Annotated in this window: 18 protein-coding genes; 7 read left to right on the plus strand and 11 right to left on the minus strand. The window is 65.4% G+C overall.

Annotated features, from left to right (window positions below; genetic code table 11):
* Positions 1 to 132 precede the first annotated feature (132 nt).
* The 7 genes from ACWCOP_RS08370 (at position 133) to ACWCOP_RS08400 (ending at position 12,349) form a co-directional block, all read left to right on the plus strand.
* The gene (locus ACWCOP_RS08370; protein ID WP_478247831.1) at positions 133 to 3,495 is read left to right on the plus strand and encodes an autotransporter outer membrane beta-barrel domain-containing protein; all 3,363 of its coding nucleotides are present in this window, start codon (positions 133 to 135) and stop codon (positions 3,493 to 3,495) included.
* 296 nt (positions 3,496 to 3,791) lie between these two features.
* Positions 3,792 to 4,358 carry a transglycosylase SLT domain-containing protein gene (locus tag ACWCOP_RS08375; RefSeq protein ID WP_478247832.1) on the plus strand — a complete coding sequence of 189 codons (567 nt, stop codon included), beginning with the start codon at positions 3,792 to 3,794 and terminating at the stop codon, positions 4,356 to 4,358.
* 69 nt (positions 4,359 to 4,427) lie between these two features.
* Positions 4,428 to 6,614 carry a DNA topoisomerase IV subunit B gene (parE, locus tag ACWCOP_RS08380; protein WP_478247833.1) on the plus strand — a complete coding sequence of 729 codons (2,187 nt, stop codon included), beginning with the start codon at positions 4,428 to 4,430 and terminating at the stop codon, positions 6,612 to 6,614.
* Positions 6,615 to 6,713: 99 nt separating this feature from the next.
* Complete coding sequence (locus ACWCOP_RS08385; RefSeq protein WP_478247834.1) at positions 6,714 to 8,168, plus strand: amidohydrolase; 1,455 nt, start codon at positions 6,714 to 6,716, stop codon at positions 8,166 to 8,168.
* 1 nt (position 8,169) lies between these two features.
* A complete protein-coding gene (locus ACWCOP_RS08390; protein WP_478247835.1) occupies positions 8,170 to 9,447 on the plus strand; it encodes an amidohydrolase family protein in 1,278 nt (425 codons plus the stop codon).
* 170 nt (positions 9,448 to 9,617) lie between these two features.
* Positions 9,618 to 11,195 (plus strand): DEAD/DEAH box helicase, encoded by a 1,578-nt coding sequence (locus ACWCOP_RS08395; RefSeq protein WP_478247836.1) that lies wholly within the window; start codon positions 9,618 to 9,620, stop codon positions 11,193 to 11,195.
* Positions 11,196 to 11,290: 95 nt separating this feature from the next.
* Positions 11,291 to 12,349, plus strand: a complete 1,059-nt coding sequence (locus ACWCOP_RS08400; protein ID WP_478247837.1) for a GGDEF domain-containing protein — start codon at positions 11,291 to 11,293, stop codon at positions 12,347 to 12,349.
* 110 nt (positions 12,350 to 12,459) lie between these two features.
* Here the strand turns inward: ACWCOP_RS08400 and ACWCOP_RS08405 are convergent, their stop codons facing one another.
* From ACWCOP_RS08405 to ACWCOP_RS08455, 11 genes are all read right to left on the minus strand, one after another.
* Positions 12,460 to 12,819, minus strand: a complete 360-nt coding sequence (locus ACWCOP_RS08405) for a TfoX/Sxy family protein (protein WP_478247838.1) — start codon at positions 12,817 to 12,819, stop codon at positions 12,460 to 12,462.
* A 1-nt stretch (position 12,820) separates the two neighbouring features.
* Positions 12,821 to 13,423, minus strand: coding sequence for a glutathione S-transferase N-terminal domain-containing protein (locus tag ACWCOP_RS08410; RefSeq protein ID WP_478247839.1), 603 nt, complete (start codon positions 13,421 to 13,423; stop codon positions 12,821 to 12,823).
* A gap of 113 nt (positions 13,424 to 13,536) precedes the next feature.
* Positions 13,537 to 13,893, minus strand: coding sequence for a HesB/IscA family protein (locus tag ACWCOP_RS08415; RefSeq protein ID WP_478247840.1), 357 nt, complete (start codon positions 13,891 to 13,893; stop codon positions 13,537 to 13,539).
* Between the two features lie 10 nt (positions 13,894 to 13,903).
* On the minus strand, positions 13,904 to 14,326 hold the full coding sequence (locus ACWCOP_RS08420) for an SUF system Fe-S cluster assembly protein (protein WP_478247841.1): 423 nt from the start codon (positions 14,324 to 14,326) through the stop codon (positions 13,904 to 13,906).
* Positions 14,327 to 14,349: 23 nt separating this feature from the next.
* Positions 14,350 to 15,591, minus strand: a complete 1,242-nt coding sequence (locus ACWCOP_RS08425; protein WP_478247842.1) for a cysteine desulfurase — start codon at positions 15,589 to 15,591, stop codon at positions 14,350 to 14,352.
* A complete protein-coding gene (gene sufD / locus ACWCOP_RS08430; protein ID WP_478247843.1) occupies positions 15,588 to 16,676 on the minus strand; it encodes a Fe-S cluster assembly protein SufD in 1,089 nt (362 codons plus the stop codon). The genes ACWCOP_RS08425 and sufD overlap by 4 nt, the downstream gene beginning before the upstream one ends.
* Positions 16,676 to 17,440, minus strand: a complete 765-nt coding sequence (gene sufC / locus ACWCOP_RS08435; RefSeq protein WP_478247844.1) for a Fe-S cluster assembly ATPase SufC — start codon at positions 17,438 to 17,440, stop codon at positions 16,676 to 16,678. Before sufC ends, sufD begins: the two co-directional genes overlap by 1 nt.
* Positions 17,433 to 17,753, minus strand: coding sequence for a hypothetical protein (locus tag ACWCOP_RS08440; protein ID WP_478247845.1), 321 nt, complete (start codon positions 17,751 to 17,753; stop codon positions 17,433 to 17,435). The genes sufC and ACWCOP_RS08440 overlap by 8 nt, the downstream gene beginning before the upstream one ends.
* Positions 17,753 to 19,255, minus strand: coding sequence for a Fe-S cluster assembly protein SufB (gene sufB, locus ACWCOP_RS08445; protein ID WP_478247846.1), 1,503 nt, complete (start codon positions 19,253 to 19,255; stop codon positions 17,753 to 17,755). Before sufB ends, ACWCOP_RS08440 begins: the two co-directional genes overlap by 1 nt.
* Before the next feature lie 10 nt (positions 19,256 to 19,265).
* Complete coding sequence (locus ACWCOP_RS08450) at positions 19,266 to 20,405, minus strand: cysteine desulfurase family protein (protein WP_478247847.1); 1,140 nt, start codon at positions 20,403 to 20,405, stop codon at positions 19,266 to 19,268.
* A complete protein-coding gene (locus ACWCOP_RS08455) occupies positions 20,402 to 20,872 on the minus strand; it encodes an Rrf2 family transcriptional regulator (protein ID WP_478247848.1) in 471 nt (156 codons plus the stop codon). Before ACWCOP_RS08455 ends, ACWCOP_RS08450 begins: the two co-directional genes overlap by 4 nt.
* Positions 20,873 to 20,907 lie beyond the last annotated feature (35 nt).

Below are 20,907 nucleotides of genomic sequence, written 5' to 3' on the forward strand. Positions count from 1 at the left end.
GCGGCCTAAAAACGCTGCTCCCAAAGCCTGCGCGCATATCGACGCGCGCGAAACCTTGGTCTAGAAGTTTTGACCCGACGCTTAAGGTCCGATCAACTAACGGCCGAACCGCGCCGAACCGGAGACACGTCCATGCGCCGCAGCCTTCTCGCAGCCGCCTCGATCGCCGCCCTCGCCACGTCCCAGAGCTGGGCGCAGACTGCGACGGAAATCAACGAGGAGGTGAACGCTCCGGTGGACACCGCCACCACGAACGGCGGCGCGCCCGGCGACATCGTCATCGGCGCAAGCGGCCGCGTGATCCTGGACGGCGCGGGCGGACAGACCGGGCCCGCCGTGCTGATCAACTCCAACAACAGCCTTGAAATCGTCAGCGGCGCTCAGGTGGAGATCACCGACACCGACGCCAACGGCGACGACACCGATCTCAACGGCGCGGTCGGCGTGCAAATGAATTCAGGCGTCACTGGCGAATTCACCAATAACGGGCGGATCGCGCTGCAGGACAGCTATATCGCGACCGACAGCGGGACCGACAATATCGACGACTATGACGGCGACGGGCAGGAGGATGATCCTGACGGCGAAGCCGACGGTCCGTTTGCAACTGATCGCAACAAGACCGGCCTGCTGATCGGCGAAGTGGACGGGAATTTTGCGCCTGTCGCAGGTCAGGGGCCGGTCACCGGCAATGTCACCAATTCGGCTTCGGGCCGAATCGACGTGGCCGGGCAGGACAGCTACGGAATTCGGGTCGTCACCGGCCTGTCCGGCGACCTGATCAATGACGGCGTCGTCTCTATCCGCGGCGAACGCTCCACTGGCATTTCGGTCGAGGCCGACATTGGTGGTGACGTGCAGATCAGCGCGATTACGGCCACTGCGCCCGGCGGCCAGGGCGCTGTCCTGAACGGCGATATCGGCGGCGGACTGCGTCTGACCGGCGCGATCAGCGTCAACGGCTATCGCATTCCCCAGCGTGTGTCCGAAGAGCTGTTCAGGCTGCTGGACTCGGGCGACGACGATATTGACGCCGGCTCCGCCGTCGTCATCGGCGGCAGCGTGCGCGACGGCGTCTTCGTGTCGGGACGAGGCGCCATCAATCAGACGTCCTCCGGCGCTCCGGCCGTGGTCATCGGGTCGGGCGGCCAGACAATAAACCTTGGCGAAGTCGAACTGCCGGACGATTTTAACGAGGACCGCACCGACGACGACACCGATCCAGACCGGCTGGGCTACTCGGTGGTCAACGAGGGATCGATCACCTCGTCCGGCATTTACGATGGCCGGGACAACACGGCGTTCCTGATCGGCGGCTTTGACAGCCAGGGCCTGCTGCGCACGGTCATCCTGGAGGCTGGCGGCGTCTTGAACTCGGGAAGCATCGCCGCCATCGCTTATGACGGCGCCGCCACCGCGCTTCGCTTCGGACAGGGCGTCACCGCGGCCCCGGGCGAAGAGATTGAAGTCGTCAATACCGGGAATATCACGGCGAGCGGTGTTCTGGGTTTCGAAGATGACGGGTTCGGCGCGGTCGACAACCCCGGCACGCCTGGGAACGAGGCGGATTACGGAACCGGTCAGGCCTTCGGTCTGGTGCTCGACTCCGGCTCGCAGATCAGACGCATCCTGAACACCGAAGGGACGATCATCGCCCGGGTGGTGGGCGGCGGCCAAAGCGCCACGGCCATAAAGGTCGACAGCAACGCCGTTGAAACCATCGAGAACAACTCGGTCATCTCGGCGATCACCCAGAATCTGGTCGACGAATGGGCTGACGGTTCAGCGCCCATCGAGCTTATCGCCATTGATGCGCGCAATCATGACGGCGGACTTCGCGTGGTTCAGAACCAGGAGCTCGACGAAGACGGCGAGCCGGTGCGCGAAGTCTCGATTCGTGGCGACGTGCTGTTCGGCTCGGGCGCCGACACACTCGAGCTTAACGGCGGAACGATGACCGGCGACGTGCGCTTCGGCGAGGGCGCGGACCGGCTGGTCATCAACGGCGGTTCGCTCAGCGGCTCCATCTCGGATTCCGGCGGCGACCTGGTGGTCGACGTCTCTAACGGCACGCTGGTCCTCACCGGTTCTGACGCGCTCAATCTTACCGAGGCCAATTTCGGCGATGGCGGTGTGCTGGAACTGCAGGTGGACACCACCGCGCGCGCTGCGGCGTTCCTCAACGCCTCCGGCGCTGTCCGCTTCACGAGCGGCGCGGACCTTTCGGTGTCGCTGGCCAATCTTGTCGGCGAGAGCGCGCAGATCGCGATCCTCACCGCGGGCGATCTTGATATCGCTGACGAAGCCATTCTCGACACCACCGAGTCGCCCTTCCTCTACGACGCGACGCTCGCACGCGATGCGGCAGATCCCAACAGCCTGGTCCTGACCCTGCGTCGCAAAACAGCCGCAGAAGTCGGTCTCGACGAGTCGCGCGCCGCCGCATACGACGAGGCTTTGGCGGCCTTTGAATCTGTCGAAGCGCTGGGCGCGGCCTTCGCCGGCGTGCGCACGCAGCAGGACTTCTTCAGCGCTTATAACCAGCTGCTTCCCGAATACGCCTCCAGCGCCATTCAATTCGCGCTTGCGTCCAATGACGCCGCCGCCGGCGCGCTTTCGGTGCGCCTGGCCAACGCCCGCCTTGCTCCGGATGATCTCGCGGGCGTGTGGGCTCAGGAATTCGGCTATTACGCGGACAGGTCCGCCAATGCGTTCGGCCCGGGCTATCGCGGCCAGGGCGTGGGCATCGCTGTCGGCCTGGACCGGCCGATGGGCCCGTTCTATGCGGTGGGCTTCAACGTTCTGGGCTCGGCCAGCGAAGTGGAGGAGATCGACGGGTTCGACGAGCCCATGGTCGCCCTGACCGGTCAGATCGGAACCTATGCCGGCCTTGATCTGGGCGGCGTGGACGTGTCCGGCGCCGTGGCGCTGGGCTACGATTTTTTCGAGAGCGAGCGCAACATCCTGGTCGGTGAGTTCGCCTCCACCAACACCGCCGAGTGGAGCGGCTGGCATATTTCGGCCAGCGCCAAGGCGGGACGTGATTTCACCTTCAACCGTTGGATCGTGCGGCCCGAGACAAGCCTGACCTATCTCTCCCTGTTCGAGAGCGGCTACACAGAGACGGTGAGCGATCCGAGTAACGACCCGCTGGCGCTGATCGTGGACGATCGTGAGAGCGCAGCGCTTCTGGGCGCCGCGACGCTCACCGTGTCGCGCCGCTTTGGCGGAGACCTCTCCTGGTGGGCGCCTTCAGTCAATGTCGGGTATCGCGGCGACTTCCTCAGTGATGAAGGCGAAACCACGGCTCAGTTCGGCGAAACCGGATCACCCTTCACCCTGCGCTCCTCGAGCCTGTCGGGATCGGGCGTGCTTTTGGGCTTCGGGCTGAGCGCCGGGTCGAACTACTCCACGTTCAGCTTCGCCTATGACGCAGATCTCCGCGACGATTTCGTGCGCCATGTGGCGCGCCTCGTGATCCGACTCACCTTCTAGACTATAGACCTTGCACGCGTAAGGGTCTCTGGCTAGGGTTGCATCGTCTTCTCTGTCCTGACCCCAATCGACGGTGGAGACCGGGGCCGGTGCGTGCGCAGATGCACCGGCCCCACTCTCCGGCTCCGAATTTCCGGGCCCATTTTGTCGGGGGCGTGGCGCGGCCCACGGGCCGGCGACGCCGCCTTCCCCTGAAAGGCGAGCGAGGGCGTAAATTCACCAGCGCTTAACCAGGTCGCACCATTCTAACCCGCATGCGGACCCGGTTTATCCTGTATGCGTTGGGCGCGGCCCTTGTGGCGACCGGGTGTGCGACCCGGCCGCCCGATCAGGTTTATGACGCTTGCCTCATCCTGGAAGATAATCGCGCCTGGTGGCGCGATCTTCGCCGGACCGAGAGCCGGTACGGCGTTTCGCCCGGCGTTCAACTGGCGATCCTCAGGCGTGAATCCAGTTTTCGCCACAACGCCCGGCCCGCGCGCCAGCGGCTTCTGGGCGTGGTCCCGTGGACCCGCCCGTCCTCGGCCTACGGCTATGCGCAGGCCCTGGACACCACATGGGACTGGTATCGCGACGATACCGGACGTCGCGGCGCCGACCGGGATGATTTCGGCGACGCTGTGGATTTCATCGGCTGGTATACCCACCAGAGCGGCCGGCTCGCCGGAATATCGCCGAACGATCCCTATAACCTCTACCTGGCCTACCACGAAGGTCATGGCGGGTTCTCTCGCGGAACCTATAGCGGCAAGTCCTGGCTGATCCGCGCAGCGCGCGAGGTTGAGACCGACGCCCGGCGCTATGACGCCCAGATCAATGGCTGTCAGCGCCGGCTGAACCGCAACTGGATCCCGTTTCTGTAGATAAGCCGGGCCTGCGCTGAGGCGCGCCCTTCCCTGAACGCATCGCGCGCGTGCACTGTGATCCTCGTTATGGCTCACGATTCGCAAGACGATCTGTTTTCCGCTTCTTCCTCGCCGAAGCCGCAGAAGCCGGCTGCGCCCGCCACGCCTGCGCCCGATGCGCCGGCGAGCGCGAGCGAGAACAAAGACCGTGACAAGGCGGAGAGTGAAACGCGGCCCGGCGCCGCCGAACCTGCGCCCAAGCCAGCTGCTAAGGCGGCGCCCGCTGCGCGGCCTGCGCCGAAACCCGCCGCCGCGGCCGCCGCGCCTGGCGGGGCCCAGGGGGCCGGCTATGACGCATCCTCGATTGAGGTGCTCGAAGGCCTGGAGCCCGTGCGCAAACGGCCGGGCATGTATATCGGCGGCACCGACGAGCGCGCCCTGCACCATCTGTTCGCCGAAGTCCTGGACAATTCCATGGACGAGGCGGTGGCCGGCCACGCCGATCGCATCGAGGTGAGCCTTGATGACGAGGGCTTCGTGACCGTCACCGATAATGGCCGGGGCATCCCGGTGGATCCGCACCCGAAATTTCCCGACAAGTCGGCGCTGGAAGTCGTCATGACGACGCTGCACTCCGGCGGCAAGTTCTCCGACAAGGCGTATCAGACCGCCGGGGGCCTTCATGGCGTCGGCATCTCGGTGGTCAACGCCCTGTCCGAGGAGATGATGGTGGAGGTCGCCCGCGACCGCACGCTGTGGCGCCAGGTCTATGCCCGCGGCCTGCCGCTAGGCCCGATCGCGAATATGGGCACGGTGAATAATCGCCGTGGCACTCTGGTGCGCTTCAAGCCCGACCACGAGATCTTCGGCGGCCGCATGATCAAGGCGGCGCGCCTGTTCGCCATGGCGCGCGCCAAGGCCTTCCTGCGCCGCGGCGTGGAAATCCGCTGGAAGTGCGCGCCCCACCTGGTGGAAGGCACCGATATTCCGCACGAGACCGTGCTCTCCTTCCCCGGCGGCCTGGCCGACCGGCTGGCGGAGATGCAGGGGAACGCCCAGCTTGTGACCGACGCGTTTTCCGGCCGGGTGGAGCGCGACGGGCGCATGGGCGCGGTGGAGTGGGCCGTGGCCTTCTCCGACAACGGGTTCGGCGAGCATGACGGTTTCTGCCAGAGCTTCTGCAACACCGTACCGACCCCCATGGGCGGCGCCCATGAGCAGGGCTTCCGCGCGGCGTTGTCCAAGGCCCTGCGCGCCCATGGCGAGCTGATCGGGCTGAAGAAGGCCAATCAGATCACCGCCGACGACGTCATGGGCGGGGCCGGCGCCCTGCTCTCGATCTTCCTCAAGGACCCCGAGTTTCAGGGGCAGACCAAGGACCGGCTTTCCACCAACGAGGCCCAGCGCCTTGTGGAGCAGGCCATACGCGACCAGTTCGATCACTGGCTCGGCGGCCGCCCGAAGGACGCGCTGCGTCTGGTGGAATGGTCCATCGAGCGAGCCGAGGATCGGCTCAAGCGCAAGCGCGAAAAGGAGGTCAAGCGCCAGAGCGCCACCCGCCGCCTGCGCCTGCCCGGCAAGCTCGCCGATTGCTCGCAGAATAACGCCGACGGCACCGAAATTTTCCTGGTGGAGGGCGATTCCGCCGGCGGATCGGCCAAGCAGGCGCGCGACCGCAAGACGCAAGCCATCCTGCCCCTGCGCGGCAAGATCCTGAACGTTGCCTCGGCGACGCCTGACAAGATCGCCGCCAATCAGGAAATCGGGGATCTGTTGCTGGCCCTGGGCGTCCAGCCGGGCAAGCGCTTCCACATCGATGATCTGCGCTATGAGCGCGTCATCATCATGTGCGACGCCGACGTGGACGGCGCCCATATCGCTGCACTGCTGGCGACCTTCTTCTACCGCTTTCTGCCCGGCCTCATCGAGGCCGGGCGGCTCTTCATGGCGCAGCCTCCGCTCTACCGGCTGACCCAGGGCGGCAAGACGCTCTACGCCGACACCGACGAGGAGAAGGACCGGCTGATCGACACCGAGTTCAAGAGGGGCAAGGTTGAGGTGGGCCGCTTCAAGGGCCTGGGGGAAATGACCCCGCCGCAGCTCAAATCCACCACCATGAACAAGGCGACCCGATCGCTGGCCCGCGTCACCGTCACTGACGAATTGCGCGCCGTCTCCGACCAACTGGTGGAGACCCTGATGGGCCGGAAGCCCGAATTGCGCTTCCAGTATATTCAGGAACATGCGCCGTTTGTGGGCGAGGTGGACCTGTAACCCTCCACCCCCTTCCCTTCCCGGACAAATTTCGCCACCCTTGCGGTCATGTCGGGGCGCGCCGCATCATTGGCGTGCAAGATATCCGGGGAGAGACACTTGTTTAGAGACTTAAAGGGGCTTTCGGCCTCGCTTGCGGTGTTGTCCGCACTGGCGCTGGCCGGTTGCGCGGACAGTGGTTCAGAAGTTGGCGGCGACGCGGACGGCGGCGGCCAAACCACCGCCTCGGGCGATGTCGAAATTATCCGCTATGACGCCAATCCGTTCCCGTCCACCTACGAGCCGTTCGAAAGCGGCGTGACGCTGATCCGCGGCGCCACCGTGTTCGACGGCGTGGGCGGCGAGATGGAGAACACTGATATCCTTTTGCGCGACAGGCGCATCGCCGGGATCGGCCAGGGCCTCGACGCGCCCGAAGGCGCCACAGTCGTGAACGCCGAAGGACGCTACGTCACGCCGGGCGTCATCGACATCCACTCACACCTGGGCGTCTACCCTTCGCCCAGCGTCAACGCCCACAATGACGGCAACGAAGTGACGGGCCCGGTGACCGCCGAGGTCTGGGCCGAGCACGGCGTCTGGCCCCATGATCCCGGATTCGACACCGCACTGGCCGGCGGCGTGACCACGCTGCACATCCTGCCCGGGTCTGCGAACCTGTTCGGCGGGCGCGGCGTGACGCTGCGCAACGTGCCTTCGCGCACGGTGCAGGGCATGAAGTTTCCGGACGCCCCCTACACCCTGAAAATGGCCTGCGGGGAAAACCCCAAGCGAGTTTACGGCGGCCGCGGCCAGGCGCCCGGCTCGCGCATGGGCAATGTGGCCGGCTACCGCGAAGCCTGGCAGCGCGCGGTGGAGTATCGGCGCAGCTGGAACCAGTACTGGGAGGACGCCGAAGCCGGCGAGGACGTCAGCCCGCCGACGCGCAATCTGGAACTCGACACGCTGATGGGCGTGCTGGACGGCGAGATCCTGGTGCAGATGCACTGCTACCGCGCCGATGAAATGGTCCAGATCATGGATATGGCCGAAGAGTTCGGCTACGAGGTCACCACTTTCCACCACGCGGTGGAGGCCTACAAGATCCCTGACCTGCTGGCGGAAAACGGCGTTTGCGCGGCCGTTTGGGCGGACTGGGGCGGGTTCAAGATGGAGGCCTATGACTCCATCCCTGAAAACCTCGCCCTCACCCATGCCGGCGGCGCCTGCGCCATGATCCACTCGGATTCCGATCTTGGCATCCAAAGGCTCAATCAGGAAGTCGCCAAGGCGCTTTCGGACGGCCGGCGCATGGGGCTCGACATTTCAGACGCCGATGCGGTGGCATGGTTCACCTCTCGCCCGGCCGAAGCTCTGGGCATTGGTGAGGAGACCGGCTCCATCGAGGACGGCAAGCGCGCCGACCTGGTGATCTGGTCGGCCCATCCCTTCTCCAGCTACGCCCTGGCCGACAATGTTTATATCGACGGCGCGCTGATGTTTGATCGCAATGATCCTGAACGCCGCACCATTCGTGACTTCATGCTGGGCCAGCCCGGTGAAGGAGACTACTGATATGAAAAAGCTCCTTGTTTCACTCGCCATGGCGGTGACCGCTGCGGCGCCGGCTGTGGCTCAGGACACCCTCGTGGTGACCAATGCCCGCATCATCACCAACACCGATCAGGGCGTCATCGAGAACGGGACGCTCGTGATCCGCGACGGCGACATCGTCGCAGTTCGCGCGTCCGTGGAGGTGGAATCCGACGTGATCACCGTCATCGACGCCCAGGGCGGCTGGGTAACGCCCGGCCTGTTCCATCCGATGACCGAGCTCGGGCTCATCGAAGTGGGCGCCGAAGGATCCACCCGTGACGATGCGGCCGATAACAGCGGCTTCACCGCGGCGCTGGATGTGGCCGACGGCTTCAATCCCAGCGGCACCCATATCGACGAGGCGCGCACCGAAGGGATCACAAGGTTCGCGGTCTACCCCGCCACCGGGTCGGCGATCATCGCCGGACGCGGGGCGCTTGCGAACAGCACCGGCGCGTTCGACAGCCTGTTCGCCACTCGCCGCTTCATGGTGGTGGATCTGTCCAGCTCCGGCGCGGCGACCGCCGGCGGCGCCCGCACGGCCTCCTGGGCCTTCCTGCGCGCCGCCATCGAGGACGCCCGCTTCTATCCCGGACGCTTCATGGCCCACCATGAAGGCGACGCCATTGACCGCTATGACGCCCAGGCCATGGTCAGCGCCGTGCGCGGAGAAATCCCGCTTGTCATGATGATGGACCGGGCCAGCGATATTCGCCGCGCCCTCTCCTTCGCCGAGCAATATCCGGCGATCCGCCTCATCATCGCGGGCGCGGCGGAGGCCCATCTGGTGGCCGAAGAACTCGCCGAGGCCGGCATTCCGGTGATTTATGACCCCATGCGCAACCTGCCGGACAGTTTCGATCGTCTGGCCTCCACCACCGAAGGCGCGTCGATCCTGCACAGGGCCGGCGTTCAGGTCGCCTATTCCACGGCCGGATCGGACCTCTACTTCAACGCCCGCCTGCTGGCCCAACACGCCGGCATTGCGGTGGCGCACGGGGCCGAGTGGGCCGACGCGTTTCGTTCCATCACCCTGACGCCCGCCGAGATTTACGGCGTCGGGGACCGCTACGGGGCGCTGGCGCCGGGCTATGCGGGCGATGTCGTGATCTGGAACGGAGACCCTCTGGAGGTGATGAGCGCGCCCACCACGGTGATCATCGAAGGTGAAGTCCAGTCCATGGAGACCCGCCAGACACGTCTGCGTGATCGTTATGCAGAAGTGGTCCGCGAAGGCCTCCAAGCCTATCGTCACTAGAGACTTCACGGCCACACCGGCCTTGATTGTCAGCCTTTAAGCGCCCGGTCGCGTTGACAGCGCGGCCGGGCTATTTATGTTCCGCCTCGAACGCACGCGCCACGACGGCGCATCGGATTCGACGCTGATCCCTGACGCCGATCGATCAAGCTTTCACCCACGTGAGGCGAATGACTTTCAAAGACCTTGGGCTGAGCCCAGACCTGCTCGCGGCGATCGCCGACGCCGGCTATGAAACGCCGACCCCCATCCAGGCCGGCGCCATCCCTGTCGCGCTCACCGGACGCGACGTCCTGGGCATCGCCCAGACCGGCACCGGCAAGACCGCCAGCTTCACCCTTCCCATGATCGAGCGCCTGTCGCGCGGCCGGGCCCGGGCGCGCATGCCGCGCTCGCTGATCCTGGCGCCGACCCGCGAGCTGGCCGATCAGGTGGCGGAAAACGTCAAGACTTACACCAAGAACCACAAGCTCTCGATGGCGCTGCTGATCGGCGGCGTCGCGTTCGAGCCGCAAAAGCGCAAGATCGACCAGGGCGTGGATATCCTGATCGCCACGCCGGGCCGGCTACTCGATCTCATGGAGCGCGGCGGGCTGATGCTCATGGGCATCGAGATCCTGGTGATCGACGAAGCCGACCGCATGCTGGACATGGGCTTCATCCCCGATATCGAGCGGATCCTGAAACGCCTGCCCGAGCGGCGCCAGACCCTGTTCTTCTCGGCCACCATGCCCAAGGAGATCCAGCGCCTGGTGGACACCTTCCTGAAGGACCCCGAGCGCGTTGAAGTCTCGCGGCCGGCCTCGGCCGCCGAGACCATCACCCAGCTTATGGTGCGCACCCGCGACGGTCAGCCCAAGACCAAGCGCGACGCCCTGCGCAAGGCGATCAATCGCGACGGCGTGAAGAACGGCATCATCTTCTGCAACCGCAAGCGCGATGTGGACACCGTCGCCCGTTCGCTGCAGCGCCACGGTTTTTCCGCCGCGCCGATCCATGGCGATCTGGACCAGTCCACGCGCACACGCACCCTGGCCGAGTTCAAATCCGGCGAGCTGCGCCTTCTGGTCGCCTCAGACGTGGCCGCTCGCGGCCTCGACATTCCGGCGGTGAGCCACGTCTTCAATTTCGACATTCCGCGCAACGCCGACGACTATGTTCACCGCATCGGCCGCACCGGCCGCGCCGGCATGAGCGGCGAAGCGGTCACCATCGTGACGCCCGAAGATAAAAAGGCGCTGGCCAAGGTGGTTGAGCTTCTGGGCGCCGAACCGGCCCTGCTCGACGTGGATAACGCCCCCGATACGGTCGCCACGGCGCCGGTCAAGGCTGAGGCCCCGGCTGAGGCAGAGGCTCCCGCTAAAGCTCCGGCCCCCGCCCGGGCGAAAACGCCTGCGCAAGACGATGACGCGCCCGAAGCGGTGGAGCGCGCCGCAGAGGCGAATGACACGCCCGACACCGGGCCTGATGCGACGGCCGGACGTGAGACCAGATCCCGGTCCGGCTCGCGCCGCGGACGCCGCCGCAGATCCGATGATCGCCCGCAAGAGCGCGCCGAGACCAGGACGGACGAGCGCGTCAAAGCGCCCGTGGAAGCGCCCGCATTGAGCGATGACGAGGATGACGCCGAGGCTGATTTCGAGGTGCACGCGCGCCGGCCCAGCCGCTCGCGCCCCGAACGCGAAGACCGCAGCGTGCCCGGTTTTGGCGAGCATGTGCCCGACTTTTTGCTTCGCCCGGCGTTTTAGGATCGCCCCGTTTACCTGATCTTTCCAATATTCCCGCTACGATCCACCCCATCAGAGCGGCGCAGAATCGCGCCGATGGCGTATCGGGGGTTTAGGTGAACGGACGACTTCAAACCGCAGAGGGCATCGAGCTGGCTCGAAAAGCGCTCGATCTCATCGCTCGCTACGCCCTTGCGCCCAGCCCGCAGAATTACGCGGTCTTCACCGCTTTTGTTTCAGACACGACGCCTGAACTTTGCAGCGATTTGCAGGTCCTGTTCGATCGCGGCGGGCCCATCCCTCAGGACGCGCTGGACGACCTCTACGACCGCCACTTCACCTTTCGCCGCATTCAGGACGCCGTCATGGACGCCGGCGGCGCCATGAGCCGCGAGCTGGGCGCCGTGGTGAAAACTCTCGAAGCAGCCGAACGCGACACCGCCGCCTATGGTGAAGCCCTCGCCGGTGCGTCGGGCCAGCTGGACGGCGCCACGGACTCCGCTAGCGTCAAGCGAATGGTCGAAGGCCTGGTGGCCGCCACCGCCCGCATGCAGCGCCGCTCGCGTGAGCTTGAGCGTCGCCTGCAGGAGACTTCCCAGGAGGTTGATCAGCTTCGCAATAATCTGGAGAAGGTCCGCGAAGAAGCGATGACCGACTCCCTCACCGGCGTCGCCAACCGCAAGCGGTTCGATGAAAGCATGCGCAAGGGCCGCCGTGACGCCGACATGAAGGGCGAGGATTTCTCGCTCATCCTCTGTGATATCGACCACTTCAAGCGCTTCAACGACACGTGGGGCCACCAGACCGGCGACCAGGTGATCCGCTTCGTGGCGGCCTGCCTGTCGCGCTTCTCCAAGGATTATCATGTGGTTGCGCGCTATGGCGGCGAGGAATTCGGCATTGTTCTGCCGAACACCTCCATTGAGGAAGCGCGAGTCATCGCCGAAAAGGTCCGCACCACGGTGGAAAGCAAGCGCCTGCTTCGCAAATCCACCAATGAAGATCTGGGCAACATCACCGTCTCGCTGGGCGTCTCCCAGTACCGCAACTCAGAATCGGTGGAGTGTCTGATCGAGCGTTGCGACACCAATCTCTACAAATCCAAGCAGACCGGCCGCAACCGCATCACCGTCGACGCGGCCAGCCCCGCCGGAGCGAGCGTCGCAGCCGCCTGATCAGGCAAAAGCCTATGAAAAACCTTCGTTTCGCGCCTTTCTGGCCGCGCAGCGGAGGTTTTTTTTCAGGCGGCGGCGCGCTTCATGGCGCGTAGAGTCGCTCGCTGCGCCTAGCCTTTATGGCCCCCGCCCCTGGCACGCTTCGCCTCAAGCGCCACGTCCAGCGCCCGGCGGCCCCAAAGATGCGCCGTCTCCTCGTCGTCGAGCGCCTCTTCAGGCAGGCGCCAATAGCGCATGGGTTGAGGCTCGCCGGATTTGGGGGTGAACATGAAGGGTTCGCAGCCCCGCGCCTCCAGCGCTGCGGCCAGCGCGTCATCGCCCTTGAGATAGATGACCTCGTCGGCGACCAGAGCGAACATGACCTCTCCGGCGTAGAGCCCGGCGCCGCCGAACATGCGGCGTGAACGGACCGGCCCGAGACCGGAGAACAGCTCGCAGGCGAAGTCGAGAAACTCGCCGCTCACCGCCATGTCAGGCCGCCGGTGGTTCGGTCAGCTTGAAGCTTTCGCGCTCGCTCCAGCGCCTGGTGAACGCGTCAAGCTCCGGGTAGGTTTCCCGCCAGCCAAGCTCGCCATAGCGCAGATCCAGATAGCACAGCGCCACCGCAACGGAGAGCGCGCCCATATCCACCGAGCGCTCAAACTGGGTGCGGTCAGCCTCCAGCTGATCCAGCGTGCGCTTGATGCCGGCTTCCCAGCGCGTGACCCAGAAATCCCATTTCAGGCTCTCGTCGCGCATCAGCTCAATCCGGCGGCCGATGGTGAGGTCGATCAGGCCGTCGGCAAGCGCTTGCTGCCGCAGCACCAGGATCCGACTCTCGCCGTTGCGCGGGATCCAGTTTTCCTCGCTCAGCGTGTCGATGTAATCGCAGATCAGCGGCGAATCGATCAGCGTCGAGGCGCGCTCGCGCTCCAGCGCCGGCACCTTGCCAAGCGGATTGGCCGCCAGCAGCTCGGCCGGGTCGTCCAGCGGCATGCACTCGACCAGCTCGACCTTGCGCTCGAGACTCTTTTCAATGATCAGCGCCCGGCATTTACGGGCGTAGGGCGAGGTCGGCGAATAATAGAGTTTCACTGGTCACAGTCCCCAAAACTGCAACCCAATCTGCCTCACACGGCTGCGAAGGCAAGGGCCGGTGTCAGCCCGCCGCCCGCCCGGCGATTTCGCGCGGCGTGCACCTGCGGCGATCAGCTCTCCAGCGTCGCCGCAGTCAGTGTCACGCTCTCGCCGCAGCCACAGGAATCGGTCTCGTTAGGGTTTCTGAACACGAATTTGGCGTGCAGCGGCGTCACTTCGTAATCAAGCTGGGCCCCGAGGAGAAACAGCAGGGACTTGGAGTCCACAACGATTTCGACGCCCTGATCCTCCACCCGCTCGTCAAGCGGATCGGGAGCGGCGACATATTCCATGACGTATTCCATGCCGGCGCAGCCGCCATTCTTCACACCGACGCGCAGGAACGCCTTGTCGGTTTTCGCCATGAGCGATTTCACCCGCTCGGCGGCGGCGTCGGACAGTGTGACGGCCTTGGGACGTTCGCGCATGGCGGTCTCCTTAGAGCATGTTCAAGGTGAGCTTGGCCTCGTCGGACATCCGCTCAGGGGTCCAGGGCGGATCGAAAGTCAGCGTAACGTCGGCGCGGTCCACGCCGTCCACCGTCTCGCAGGCGTCCTTCACCCAGCCCGGCATTTCGCCGGCCACCGGACACGCGGGCGCGGTGAGCGTCATCTCCACCTTCAACACGCCCTCGTCCTCCAGATCCACCTGATAGATCAGGCCCAGCTCGTAGATGTCGGACGGAATCTCGGGATCGTGCACGCTTTTCAGCGCGGCGATCACGTCGCGGGTGATCCGCTCGATCTCTTCATCCGGCAGGTCCGGCTGGGAGCCTGCAGGCGCAGCGACCGCCTCGACACGGGGCTCGGCCGCTCCAGCGGAGAGGTCGATCATGTCACGTTCGCGGCGTTCGGTTTTCATATCTTCGTGGCTCATCATGACCTCTAGATGAGAAAGCCCTTGGCCTTGTGCAACGCCTCAATCATGGCGTCCACTTCGGCCTCGGTGTTGTAGGCGGCGAAGCTGGCGCGCACCGTGCCCGGCACGCCATAGCGTTTCATCAGCGGATGGGCGCAATGGTGCCCGGCGCGCACGGCGACGCCGTACTTGTCCATGAGCTGTGCAAGATCATGGGGATGCGCCCCGTCTATCACGAAGCTGGCGATGGCGCCCTTGTCCTGCGTCCGGCCAAACAGGCGCAAGCCCTCAATCTGGGACAGCCCGGCTTCAGCGCGATCCAGAAGCGCGCGCTCATGGTCCATTACGGCGGCGCGATCCAGCGCGGTCACCCAGTCGATGGCGGCGCCCAGCCCGATCACGTCAGCGATGGCGGGGGTGCCGGCCTCGAACTTGTGGGGCACGTCGGCGTAGACCACGCCGTCCTCGCTCACTTCGGCGATCATCTCGCCGCCGCCCTGATACGGGCGCAGACGCTCCAGCCAGTCCCCGGACGCGTAAAGCGCCCCCACCCCGTTCGGACCATAGAGCTTGTGGCCGGTGAAGACATAGAAATCACAGCCGATCTCGTCGACGTCCACATCCAGGTGAACCGCGGCTTGAGTCCCGTCGAACAGGATCGCGGCGCCGTTATCGTGGGCGATGCGGGTAAGTTCCTTCGCCGGGTTCACCGTGCCCAGCACGTTGGACATGTGAACCAGACTGACGAACTTGGTGCGCTCGGTGAACAGCGCCTTGTAGGCGTCCATGTCCAGTGCGCCGTCCTCGTCCACGGGGACCCACTTGACCACCACGCCTTTGCGCTCCCTCAGGAAATGCCAGGGCACGATGTTGGAGTGGTGCTCCATCTGGGAAAGGATGACTTCATCGCCCGCTTCCAGCGTCGCGCCGAAGCTGTCGGCGATCAGATTGATCGCCTCGGTGGCGCCCTTGGTGAAGACGATCCGCTCGCGGCCTTGGGCGTTGATCAGATCGGCGACCTTGCCGCGAGTCGCCTCGAACGCCTCGGTGGCTTCATTGGCGAGCGTATGCAGTCCGCGATGAACGTTGGCGTAGGAGTGACGCCAGACATTGGCCACCGCCTCGATCACCGCTTCAGGCTTCTGGGCCGACGCGGCGTTGTCGAGATACACGAGCGGCTTGCCGTTCACCTGACGCGACAGGATCGGAAACTCGGCGCGCAGGGCGTGCGCGTCGAAGGTGGGCGCGGTTTTGGCGAGCGCGGTCATGCGATCTCCTTCAGGCGAACGCGCAAGCGCTCGATGAAATTCTCACGCAGGGCTTCGTCCGCGATGCGCTCCAGCGGTTCTGCCAGGAAGCTTTCCACCAGCAGCGTGCGCGCCGCGGTTTCCGGAAGCCCGCGTTGGCGCATGTAGAACAAGGCGTCCTCGTCCAGCGCGCCCAGCGCGTTGCCATGGGCGCACACCACGTCGTCGGCGTAGATTTCAAGCTCGGGCTTGGCGTCGATCTCGCCGCGATCATCCAGCAGAAGGCCGCGATGCTGCATCTGGGCGTCGGTCTTCTGAGCCGCCTGCTCCACATGAATCTTGCCCTGGAAGACGCCTCTGCCAGAGCGCGCCGCGCCCTTGAATAATTCATCGGTCTCGCCGCCGGGCCCTGAATGGCGCACCAGCGAAGTTTGATCCAGATGCAGGCCCTCGCCCACCACATAGGCGCCGTCGAGGCGCAGCCTCGCGCCCTGACCGGCATGGGTGATATGGGTTTCAAGGCGCGCCAGCCTGGCGCCGAAGGCCAGCGTGGTCTGGTTCATCTGCGCGCCGGCGGCCAAATCAATCTCGCTCGTGACCACCAGCACCGCGCCGGGGGCGCGATCCTGCTCGATGATGCGATCCAGGCGCGCACCCGCCTCCACCGTGATGGCGATGGCGATATTGGCGAACGCGCCCTCGCTGGCGGTGTAGATCTCCTGCAGCGTCGCAGTGACGCCTTCAGGCACGCGCACATGGACGATCTGATGGGCCGCGCCGGCCTGGGCCGCGAAATCAAGGCGCAGGGTCTCCGCCTCGCTCAGCGTGAAGCCTTGCGGCGCACCGCCCAGCTCGGCGGCCAGCTGCGCCATGATGTGGGGCGAATTGGCTTTCGCTTCAAAATCAGGCTGGCGCGAGCCGTCCAGCACCAGCGCCACGCGGCTGGTGTCGAAGCGGGCCAGAACGGACCGCAGGTCGGTCCATTTCCATTCCTCCACCCGCCGGTGCGGCAGGCCGCGTCCGGTAAGCGAGTCGCGCAAATCTCCGGCCGGCAAAGCCTCAGCGAGCGCGGTCTCGAACTGGGAAAGCTTGATGGGGGCTGTCATTACGCGGCGTCCTCCACGTATTTGTCATAGCCCTCTTTTTCCAGCTGATGCGCCAAGTCCGGCCCGCCGGTCTCGGCGATGCGGCCCGCGCTGATCACATGGACCACGTCGGGCTTCAGGTAATCCAAAAGGCGCTGATAGTGGGTGATCACCAGCATGGTGCGGTCGGGGCTGCGCAGGGCGTTCACGCCCTCCGCCACCACTTTAAGCGCGTCGATATCAAGCCCGGAATCGGTCTCGTCGAGGATCAGCAGCTTGGGCTGCAGCATCAGCGCCTGGAAGATCTCCATGCGCTTCTTCTCGCCGCCGGAAAATCCGACATTCACCGGGCGCTTCAGCATGTCGTTGGAAATGCTCAGCTTGGCGGCGTTTTCGCGCGCCAGCTTCAGGAATTCCGGCGCCTTCATTTCCTCCTCGCCGCGCGCGCGCCGCTGGGCGTTCAGCGCCTCCTTCACGAAGGTCAGCGTCGGCACGCCGGGAATCTCCACCGGGTACTGGAACGATAGAAACACGCCCTTGGCCGCGCGCTCTTCCGGCGCCATGGCGAACAGATCCTCGCCGTGCAGCGTTGCGGAGCCGCCGGTCACTTCATAGCCGTCGCGGCCGGACAGCACATAGGAGAGCGTGGATTTGCCAGACCCGTTGGGGCCCATGATGGCGTGAACCTCGCCGGCGGGCGCCGAGAGCGTCACACCTTTCAGAATCGCGCGGCCATCGCCGTCTTCGGCGTCGACGCGGGCGTAAAGGTCTTTGATCTCAAGCATTTTCACGTCCATTCGTTTTGGTCTTCACGCGGCCGGCCTTGTAGTCGCCCACAGTGTGGTCGGGATCGCCCTTCGCGCCCACGGCGGCGAACAGGAGCCCGGCTCCGATGATGGTGGGGAAGGCGAAGCCCAGCCAGCCGCGCTCCAGTCCCTGAGACGCCGTCTCGGCCCACAAAAGCGCGCCCAGCACCATAAGCCCGGCGAACACGGCGATGCACGCCCAGCCCTCCCATGTGACAGGCCGGAACTGGCCGATCAGGGCTGACTGACCTGCGGAATCGGTGCGGCGGCGGGCGAACCAGTAGCGGCTCATCAGCCCACGCTCCCTTCCAAGCTCACCTTCAGGAGCGCCTGGGCCTCCACGGCGAACTCCATGGGCAGTTCCTGGAGCACGTCGCGGCAGAAGCCGTTCACGAGGAGCGCCACGGCGGTTTCCTCGTCGAGGCCGCGCTGGCGGGCGTAGAAGAGCTGCTCTTCGGAGAGTTTCGACGTGGTCGCCTCGTGCTCCAGCGTCGCCTTGGGCGTCTTCACCTCGATATAGGGCACGGTGTGGGCGCCGCACTGATCGCCGATCAGAAGCGAGTCGCACTGGGTGAAATTGCGCGATCCGGTGGCGTTCTTGTGCACGGAGACGAGGCCGCGATAGGTCTGGTCGGATTTGCCCGCCGAGATGCCCTTGGCGATGATCCGGGACTTCGTGTTCTTGCCCAGATGGATCATCTTGGTGCCGGTATCGGCCTGCTGGCGTCCATTGGTCACCGCGATGGAGTAGAACGCGCCCTGGGAGCCGTCCCCGCGCAGGATGCAGCTGGGATATTTCCAGGTGATCGCCGAGCCGGTCTCAACTTGCGTCCAGCTCACCTTGGAGTTCTTGCCGCGGCAATCGGCGCGCTTGGTGACGAAGTTATAGACCCCGCCCTTGCCGTCCGCGTCGCCGGGCCACCAGTTCTGCACGGTGGAGTACTTGATCTCGGCGTCGTCCAGCGCCACCAGCTCCACCACAGCGGCGTGAAGCTGGTTTTCATCGCGCATGGGCGCGGTGCAGCCTTCGAGATACGAGCAGTACGCCCCCTCGTCGGCGATGATCAGCGTGCGTTCAAACTGCCCGGTGCCCTCCGCGTTCATGCGGAAATAGGTGCTCAGCTCCATGGGGCAGCGCACCCCCTTGGGGATGTAGACGAAGCTGCCGTCGGAATAGACCGCGCTGTTGAGCGTCGCGAAGAAATTGTCCGTCGGCGGGACCACGCTGCCCAGATATTTCTTGATCAGCTCGGGATGCTCCTGCACCGCCTCGCTGATCGACATGAAGATCACGCCGGCCTTCTTCAGCTCCGCCTTGAAGGTCGTGGCCACCGAAACGCTGTCGAACACCGCGTCCACCGCAATGCGCGGCTTGTCGCGCGCCTCGGCGGCGGTTTCAGCCGCGCCCTCAACGCCCAGCAGGACCTCGGCCTCCCTCAAGGGGATGCCGAGCTTTTTATAGGTGTCCAGAAGCTCTTGGGGCACCTCGTCCAGGCTCTTGTATTTGGCGGCGTCTTTGGGCGCGGCGTAATAGATGGCGTCCTGATAATCGATGGGCGGATAGCCGACCTTGGCCCAGTCGGGCTCGGCCATGGTCTTCCAGCGCGCAAAAGCCTCCAGGCGCCAGTCCAGCAGCCATTGGGGCTCGTTCTTCTTCGCCGAGATGAAGCGGACCGTGTCTTCGTTGAGACCCTTCGGCGCGTACTCCTGCTCGATCTCGGTGGAAAAGCCGTACTTGTACTTGTCGGCCTCGAGCTGACGAACGTCTTCGATGGTTTCCTTGACGGCAGGCATGCCCGCTCCTTTATGCGTTGACCGCGGCGGCTCTCGGCCGCACGCGGGCGTAGTCGTTGAGCCAGGCGTTCGCGAACGCCTCGGCCTCGTCCTTCGTATTCGTCCAGCCAAAGCTCACGCGCAGCGCGCTGGCGGCGTCTTCGGCGCGCGCGCCCATGGCTTCAAGCACGGCGCTTTTTCTCACCTTGCCCGAGCTGCAGGCCGAGCCTGCGCTCACCGCAAAGCCGGCCAGGTCCATGGCGATGACCTGAATCTCACTGCCCCAGCCCGGCGCCGAAAGGCACAGCGTGCCCGGCAGGCGGTCCACCCCTGCGCCCCACACCGTCACGTCCGGCGCAGCCGCCGTGATCATCGCTTCGGCGTGGTCGCGAATCGCTGCGATGCGCGCCGCTTCGCCTGGATCAGATGCCGCAGCATCAATCGCAGCCGCAAAGCCCGCAATCCCGGCGACATTTTCAGTGCCGCCGCGGCGCCCCTTTTCCTGGCCGCCGCCGGTGATCAGCGCGCCCACTTGCGCGTCGCACGCCACAGCAAGCGCGCCGACCCCTTGGGGACCGCCGGCCTTGTGCGACGACAGCGCCGCGAACGTCGCCAGCGAGCCGGCGAAATCAAAAGGCGCCTTGCCCGTCATCTGCACGGCGTCGATGTGGAACAGATGTCCGGCCTCGGCGATCAGGGCGCCGGCCTCGGCGAAGGGCTGGATCACGCCGGTCTCGTTATTGGCCGCCATCAGGGCGTAAAGCGTCTTGCAGGGGGCGGTCGCCAGATCAGCGCGCAGCCAGTCAAGATCGGCCCGGCCGGTCGAACTGACCGGCCAGATCTCCATCAGCAGGCCGGAGGTCTTCGCGGCCGCTCGCACGGCGTCATGCTCGACGGCGCTGATCACGATGCGCCCGGCGCCCAGCGCCTTGGCCGCGTGGATCGCCAGATTGCTTGCTTCAGTGCCGCCGGAGGTGAAGATCAGGTCTTCAGCCCTCGCGCAGATTGACCGCGCAATCGTCGCTCTCGACCGCTCCACCAGAGCGCGCACCGCCCGCCCGGCGCCGTGCACCGAGGACGGGTTGGCGCTCATACGCAGCGCTGAGACGACGGCCTCGATCGCTTCGGCGCGAAGGGGCGCGCTGGCGTTATGATCGAGGTAGACGCTCACTCTGCGGCCTGCTCCATCTGTTGCGGCTGCTCGTCATGGCGGCGCGTGGACATGCCCAGCACCCGGCGCTCGGTCACATCTTCCAGCGTCACGCCGTTGAGAAACAGGTGAATATGGCGGCCCAGCTCGTCCCACAGATCGTGGGTGATGCAGCGCGCGCCGCCTTCCATGCAGCCGGCCGGCTTGTGCTGGCAGCGCGTCACGTCGACGGGTTCCTCCACCGCCAGCATGATGTCGGCCACCCGTGTTTCGCCCGCGCTGCGCGCCAGGCGATAGCCGCCGCCGGGTCCGCGCACCGATTTCACGATGCCGGCGCGGCGCAACTTTGCAAACAGCTGCTCAAGATAGGACAGGGAGATTTCCTGGCGCGAGGCGATGTCGCCCAGCGGGACCGGCCGCCCCTGGCCAGCCCTGGCCAGATCGGCCATGGCCATCACCGCATAGCGCCCTTTGGTGCTCAGCTTCATCGGGCTATCCTCCCTCCCCGTTCACTCGCCGCATC

The sequence above is a fragment of the Apolloniradiicaulis salifontis genome, assembly GCF_053756655.1.

What these genes read in the sequence shown, in the direction of transcription:
- ACWCOP_RS08370 (WP_478247831.1), top strand. Translation starts at nt 133, where the DNA reads ATGCGCCGCAGCCTTCTCGCAGCCGCCTCGATCGCCGCCCTCGCCACG.
- parE (WP_478247833.1), top strand. Translation starts at nt 4,428, where the DNA reads ATGGCTCACGATTCGCAAGACGATCTGTTTTCCGCTTCTTCCTCGCCG.
- ACWCOP_RS08390 (WP_478247835.1), top strand. Translation starts at nt 8,170, where the DNA reads ATGAAAAAGCTCCTTGTTTCACTCGCCATGGCGGTGACCGCTGCGGCG.
- ACWCOP_RS08395 (WP_478247836.1), top strand. Translation starts at nt 9,618, where the DNA reads ATGACTTTCAAAGACCTTGGGCTGAGCCCAGACCTGCTCGCGGCGATC.
- ACWCOP_RS08405 (WP_478247838.1), bottom strand. Translation starts at nt 12,819, where the DNA reads ATGGCGGTGAGCGGCGAGTTTCTCGACTTCGCCTGCGAGCTGTTCTCC.
- ACWCOP_RS08415 (WP_478247840.1), bottom strand. Translation starts at nt 13,893, where the DNA reads ATGCGCGAACGTCCCAAGGCCGTCACACTGTCCGACGCCGCCGCCGAG.
- ACWCOP_RS08420 (WP_478247841.1), bottom strand. Translation starts at nt 14,326, where the DNA reads ATGAAAACCGAACGCCGCGAACGTGACATGATCGACCTCTCCGCTGGA.
- ACWCOP_RS08425 (WP_478247842.1), bottom strand. Translation starts at nt 15,591, where the DNA reads ATGACCGCGCTCGCCAAAACCGCGCCCACCTTCGACGCGCACGCCCTG.
- sufD (WP_478247843.1), bottom strand. Translation starts at nt 16,676, where the DNA reads ATGACAGCCCCCATCAAGCTTTCCCAGTTCGAGACCGCGCTCGCTGAG.
- sufC (WP_478247844.1), bottom strand. Translation starts at nt 17,440, where the DNA reads ATGCTTGAGATCAAAGACCTTTACGCCCGCGTCGACGCCGAAGACGGC.
- ACWCOP_RS08440 (WP_478247845.1), bottom strand. Translation starts at nt 17,753, where the DNA reads ATGAGCCGCTACTGGTTCGCCCGCCGCCGCACCGATTCCGCAGGTCAG.
- sufB (WP_478247846.1), bottom strand. Translation starts at nt 19,255, where the DNA reads ATGCCTGCCGTCAAGGAAACCATCGAAGACGTTCGTCAGCTCGAGGCC.
- ACWCOP_RS08455 (WP_478247848.1), bottom strand. Translation starts at nt 20,872, where the DNA reads ATGAAGCTGAGCACCAAAGGGCGCTATGCGGTGATGGCCATGGCCGAT.